This window comes from Nostoc flagelliforme FACHB-838 (assembly GCF_014698065.1).
Lineage (GTDB): Bacteria > Cyanobacteriota > Cyanobacteriia > Cyanobacteriales > Nostocaceae > Nostoc > Nostoc flagelliforme_B.
Window position 1 is genome coordinate 1 of sequence record NZ_JACJSI010000351.1, and the last position, 6062, is coordinate 6062.

A 6062-nucleotide genomic window follows, 5' to 3' on the forward strand; every position below is an offset into this window, starting at 1 on the left:
TTTTTTTCAATTGGTTAATTGTAGAAATCCTAGATACGTTGTTACCCGAACGCGTTCACCGTACTAATCCCAGGGTTGTAAAAAGACCTGTATCAAAGTTTCGTTCTAAAAAACCAAAACACAGAGGTACTGGACAACGAGTCGAAGCTCCGAAATTTAACGTCACTCATAAGCTTTTGAGCCTTAACTGAACCGTATTGCATTAAATGCTTACTCTGGCCGCTACTACGATGAAAGTTACATTACAGCCTTCATTAATAAGCATGAGTTGCCTTGTAATCCTACTACTGCATTTCTTACCCCTGCCCTGCGAAACCGCAATGTTACTTTAACCCCAGTAATAAATCTGGTAGGACGACCACCTAAGCTTTACCAAACCGCGCTGCAATTACTTGATGATGTTCATCAAGGCAAGATAACTGCTGAGGAAATGCTAGCGGAAACCATTCGCTGTCTGATTATTGCTCGGAACGAAAAGCGGCAACGCATGGAAACACTACTGTCGGATCTGAAGAAATCGGAAGGCGCAATGCCTTTGTCAGCAGAGGAAATTATTACACTGTTGAAACAGCATCTGGCTTGCCGAGGCTCAAGCCGCCTTCCTGTAATGATTGTTGCTGCTGCTTATCAAGTGGCAGAACAATATATTAGGAGAGCGCTTTTTTCCTCTAAAATCTCACAATGCGGCAGATGAACAGACTGAGGCTTTGGGAGATGTAGAAATTACTTTAGTTGATGATCAAAAAGTGATTACCAGCTATGAAATGAAGACCCGCCGTGTCACCGTGGAAGATATCGACCGTGCATTGCAAAAAATTAATGGTACTGGCAAGCGAGTTGACAACTATATTTTTATCACTACGGATGTGATTGAGGAAGGTATTCGGGAATATGCCTTAAGTATGTATGATCGTACAAGCGGTATAGAAATTGTGGTTTTGGATTGCATCAGTTTTGTGCGCCACTTTCTGCATTTATTCCATCGGCTAAGGTCACAGTTCTTGGAAGCTTATCAACAACTAGTGCTGGCAGAACCAGACAGTGCTATCAGTCAACCGTTGAAAGAAGCTTTTTTGGCTTTGAGACAAACTGCTGAGAGTGCAAGGGAGTTTTGACTTCGCTGAACATGCTCCACTATGACGATCATTGCACTAAGTTATCTTTGCATACTATAAAAGTTTATTTTTCTTGCGCTGTATAGGTTTGAGGCTTGTTTATTCCTCAAAAATGTTTAACCCTGTTTTGTCACTTTCGGAAAACAATAATCGGAGCGAAACTCTGAAACTTTGATTTGATAAAGTTTTGAGCTTTTCTTTTCTAACAGAAACTAAAATTTATAGCCAAAAGCTGAAGAGAAAAGCTCTTAAAGGCTTTTAGGCATTGGCTTCTCCCAAAGTGACAGAACAGGGTTATGCTTGGAAACGGTGACAGTTAATAGGTCTACAACAAGAAGATAATTGCGGGCAGTGGTAAAGGTGCTATAATTAGCTTTCAATTTGGGCTTTCAATTTGGGCGATCGCCTCTGCTGGAGACACTTTATTCTCAATCACAGCCATAATTCCAGGTAGATACTCATCCATCATTGTTATATTGGCATAAACCAAATGTTTGATTAGAGCTGAAGTGAGATTGTCACCTTCTACATCAATACTGGTTTTAAAGCGAATTTCCCCGTCTGCAAAGTCTAATTCAAAGTTACCAATAATTAAGCCATAATTAGCTCTGGTCATGAATTCCGATACCTCACTTCGCTTCATTTCTGGCGCTAGGATGGGGCAAATCGAGTAAAATACCATTTGCTGCTTTTGAACTCTGGCTTTAGCGTAACAGTTCCATTTGCCGTTTTTTCCTTGAAAGGTGAGGCGTAAAGTTTCCTCCCCTGAAATTTGCTGGAATTGCCAATCTTCTGCTTGAAAAAAGTTGACTATTGCCTCAAAAACATTACCTTCATTAGTAATTTCTTCAGTTATCTCATAAATATCTTCTGTTAATTCTTCAAAGACAGTGGCTATTTCTTCAAGAGTTTCAGAAATCACTTTTTCAGTACTTTCTGAGATATTATTCATCAATTCTGTAAAAATTTGTGTCATATTCTCAACTGTTTGAGATATGACATCTTCAGAAGTTGCTGATTGATTATTATTAGCCCATTCTTTAGCAAAATCAAACATTGCATCATTGAGCTTTTTACCATCAATCCCATCTTGGGTAATATCAGAAGGTTTAAGATATGCCCAAACAGTAGAATAGCCTGTTTCACCTTTTTCCTGTTGCTGTTTAACTTGCAGCCCATACCAACTGTAGGGCGATAATAAAGGATGATTGGGCTGTTCTTTACTTAACTTTTGGAGATAGGCTGCTGCTTGGTTAGAGGTTTTTACGTTTTTTGCCAGTTGTGGTAATAAATCAGAGTCGAGAATAGCCTCGATTTGGATGTCGGGTGAGAGTTGAAAGCTTCCACCAGATAGAGGAGTACGGATTTCTGGTTTAAGGTTAAATAAGGCTTCGCTGTCGATGCGTTGGTAAAGTTCTAGGCTTACTTGGAAGGTGAGACGACATTCAGTGATTTTGTGAACTTCCTTAGTTAGTGCTAAAGTTACTGCACAAATTGTTAGCGGCGATTCGGAAGATTCGCTTAGTGTTAATTCGCTGTTTAAATGAAAATGTTTAGTCTTTATACGCATCTTACTCGAAATCATCCTCATCCTCATCACTGTCGAAATCAGCCATATAACTCTGGTGAGAAGTGCAGGAAACGGCACATGGATCACACCAAAATCCATAAAGGATACCATTGAAACCCAACTTTCCAAAAGGAGTCATCCCGCTATCTATACTTACTAAAAATTTCATACGTTCATCACAGATTGGACAAGAGGGAAAGCGTTCAAATCTGATCCAGTTTGGATAACCGCCTACTTGATGATAAGAAAACCCTGGTATTGCTTCTCCTGCACGACCGTATTTTAGGGGATATTCTTCTAACTTTAAGGCTAATTCTCCAGGAATAAGGTCAGTTCCCACCTCTCCATCTGTCATTGGAGTAATTAATCCTTTTAGGCCATCTTCAGTAAACTGCACGTAAATATAACCTGGGGAATAACCACTTTCATACCAGAAAAAGCTAGGATTATAGCCACTTTTTAGACCTAAATCTAGTTGAGACAAATCTAAAGTTAAAATACGATTGGCTGGGATATCGGTTACAGGACACTTAGGAACTGGATGAGGAAAGCTACCTCCCATCTGATGAGGACTTTCATTTCTTGAGACAATATATCCGCGATAATTTTTCCAATATAAAGATGCTTTGCGCGTTTCTGGAAATACCCCAGAACTTTCTATATAAGCATAGATGTCTTCTAAATCTTCTTCTGGAACTGTTTTTGATAAAGTTATGAGCGCGTCTAATGCTTTGTCTGTACGAATATACACCAAAGTTTGTAAATATTGTGGGTCTTCTTCTTCACGGTATTTTTTAACTAAATCCTCAACGTAGTTATCTGCCGCCCCCGGCAAGATGACTTTTTCAATAATCGAATCCTTAAATTGTGCTGCAAATGGGTGGAGTTTGTCAGGAAACCATTGAGCGACTTCATAGATAATGTTGGAGAAATCCGAATCTTCGGGGTTTTGAAAATACTTATTGATTAATTGATTTACTACGTCGTCTGGCATAGCTTTAACCAGATTTGTAGCAGCGATTGCTAGAATTTTGTCATTATTGAGAATATGCTCGATCGCTTGTATTTTTTCTTGTTGCAGATTAGGCAATAAAGCTAAATAATTGGCAGCATATGTAGCTACAACATAGTCGTCTGCATTAAGAATTAAGCGTACAGTTTCTTCTGCTCCTTTATCGGGTAAAGCACTGAGAATCTCAGCAATCTTTTCAGCTTTCTCCTCAACTGTAAGTGATAAATTTTTTAAAATCTCTGTGACTTTAGAAACCATGATTCAAAATTTAAATAGATAATAAGACTAAGTTATGTAGCTGCTTGATGAGCTTGCCGTAAGACATTTACAACATCATCGCTTCGAGTAATTTTACCCTCCTTTACATTCTTTGTATAAAAATCAAATAATTTATTAACATTATTAGTAGTTAGCTCATTATTTGTCTTCAACTTACCTATGTAATCAACTAATTGCCTTTCAAACATTTCTGTAAGTTTAGCCTGATTACTTCTGGCTTGTCTTAAATATCCCATTAATATGTTGTCAATATCAGGATTATATGCAAAGACTCTTTTGGCAACATTTTCTCTATACGCACGCATATAGGCTCCAACAACTTCAGGAGTTAATTCATTGTTTTGTAGTTTTCCAAGAATTGCGTCAGCATCATTTTTAAAAGCTAAACTCAAATTTTGTGCATCCTCCTTAATCAGATCCGGCGTGTTTCTGCTAAAGAAAGTTCTACTAAAATTTTCATGAATATCTTCTCTGATAACTACAGTGACTGCATTATGTTCAATCGATTGATTCATTTGTTTAATAGAGTCGATCAATTGTTGTACTTCCTGTTGGCTTTGTTTTAAATTTTGTGCTTTTTGTAAAGGGGTTAATGGTATAGGAGATTGATTTTGTTGTATTTGATCTAATTCTGAAGCTCTTTCCTTTTCTAATATCCCCTTAATTTTCTTTTGATCAATAGCCCTTTTCTTGCAAATTCTTACAACGATTTGTCAAATTCCTGTGGTGAAGCGCAAGTTCGTTTCGGCAGCATCCGATTTAGATACTAATGTTCAGAATTCACTTGCCATGTAATCACAATGATTTCTACAAACGGTAAGACAAATATTAGCCGCGAAAACGCTCCTAAAATGGCTTCCATCGTCCAGTTCTGATTCTGAACCTCCCAGATCATCCCAACAATGTTCACTCCAATCGCCAACCAGGGTAGAATTACCGCTGAATTCCGTCTGCGATAGAAGCGGATCGTCGTCTCGCGCCAAAATGGGAAGGTGCTGAGGAGACAAAAAATGTAGGAGGTTCCTGCACTGATGAACAAGCTTCTTTGAAGACCCGAAGGCAGGTTTGGGTATCCAAGTGCGATCGCCGTTAGACAAACTCCCAGCGCGAGATACAGGAAAGTAAACAAGGTAAATCGTTTCATTCTTTGCAAATAAAGCTCAGTGATAATCTATTATTAGGTGGCTGACATGACTCAGCCGATGAACAACAATTAGTCCACATGCAGCACAGCCTTATACCTTGTTTGGCATAGTCCAGAGCTGCCGATCTCGTCAGCCCCATTACTGCATGTTTGCTGGCGACGTAAAGAGAAGTCTCCGGAAACGCAACGAGACCACTCGTTGACGAATTGTTCACGATCACACCAGATCCTTGAGACAGCATTTGCTGAATTTCGTACTTCATGCACAAAAACAGTCCCCGAACATTGATTGCCATCAGGTTGTCAAAATCTTCAATTAATTGTTCATGCAGAGGTTTAAAAGAAGCGTCACTGCCTGCATTATTGAAGGCATAGTCGAGTCGCCCATAGGTTGCAACCGTATGAAGCACTAACGTTTTGATATCTTCCTCTTTTGAGGCATCTGAATGGACATATAAACATTCAGCACCTGTTTCACGGATTAGTTTGGCAGTTTTTTCACCTTCTGCATCGCGTCTACCTGAGAATACTACCTTTGCTCCAGCAGCACCGAATGTGATCGCTTTTGCTCTACCAATTCCCAATGTTCCTCCAGTAACTAAAGCCACTTTATCTTGCAGTATCATCCTGTTTCTCCTGTCCCAATCAATATTGACCTTCAGCACATAATCAAACTCCGATCCGTTTAGCAATTACCAACGCCGTAAAGCTGGTCTAATTTTCTGTAAACTTCAGCACAATTTTGCCCCGTGTTCCTCCCTGCTCTAGACGCTGATCCCGGATTTCTCACGAAGCTGGAGAAAAGAGGAGTCAAAAACTGCCAAAATATCTATTGCACATGAATTCCAGCAGTTTTAAGCATGACCCCTCAGAAAACAGATTGTATACCGGAACAGTTCAAATTTAAACCTGTATTGTCATGTCCAGTCGTAGTTAATTTCA

At 39.3% G+C, this 6062-nt stretch carries 8 protein-coding genes; 3 read left to right on the forward strand and 5 right to left on the reverse strand.

The window, feature by feature from the left end:
• From H6G97_RS52000 to H6G97_RS43380, 3 genes are all read left to right on the forward strand, one after another.
• On the forward strand, positions 1-191 hold a 191-nt coding region (locus tag H6G97_RS52000; protein ID WP_206759136.1), incomplete at its 5' end, for a hypothetical protein.
• A gap of 77 nt (positions 192-268) precedes the next feature.
• On the forward strand, positions 269-694 hold the full coding sequence (locus H6G97_RS43375; protein WP_190946692.1) for a hypothetical protein: 426 nt from the start codon (positions 269-271) through the stop codon (positions 692-694).
• A complete protein-coding gene (locus H6G97_RS43380; RefSeq protein ID WP_190946698.1) occupies positions 615-1115 on the forward strand; it encodes a restriction endonuclease, SacI family in 501 nt (166 codons plus the stop codon). The genes H6G97_RS43375 and H6G97_RS43380 overlap by 80 nt, the downstream gene beginning before the upstream one ends.
• A gap of 376 nt (positions 1116-1491) precedes the next feature.
• On the opposite strand, the gene H6G97_RS43385 is transcribed toward H6G97_RS43380, so the two are convergent.
• The 5 genes from H6G97_RS43385 to H6G97_RS43405 all read right to left on the reverse strand — a co-directional run bounded on the left by H6G97_RS43385 (position 1492) and on the right by H6G97_RS43405 (position 5746).
• Positions 1492-2685: a type III secretion system chaperone family protein gene (locus H6G97_RS43385; protein ID WP_190946693.1), complete on the reverse strand. Its 1194-nt coding sequence runs from the start codon at positions 2683-2685 to the stop codon at positions 1492-1494.
• Between the two features lies 1 nt (position 2686).
• Positions 2687-3955 (reverse strand): hypothetical protein, encoded by a 1269-nt coding sequence (locus H6G97_RS43390; RefSeq protein ID WP_190946694.1) that lies wholly within the window; start codon positions 3953-3955, stop codon positions 2687-2689.
• Between the two features lie 32 nt (positions 3956-3987).
• On the reverse strand, positions 3988-4512 hold the full coding sequence (locus tag H6G97_RS43395; protein ID WP_190946695.1) for a hypothetical protein: 525 nt from the start codon (positions 4510-4512) through the stop codon (positions 3988-3990).
• Positions 4513-4742: 230 nt separating this feature from the next.
• On the reverse strand, positions 4743-5105 hold the full coding sequence (locus tag H6G97_RS43400) for a hypothetical protein (RefSeq protein WP_242056003.1): 363 nt from the start codon (positions 5103-5105) through the stop codon (positions 4743-4745).
• 11 nt (positions 5106-5116) lie between these two features.
• Positions 5117-5746, reverse strand: coding sequence for an SDR family NAD(P)-dependent oxidoreductase (locus H6G97_RS43405; RefSeq protein WP_190946697.1), 630 nt, complete (start codon positions 5744-5746; stop codon positions 5117-5119).
• Positions 5747-6062 lie beyond the last annotated feature (316 nt).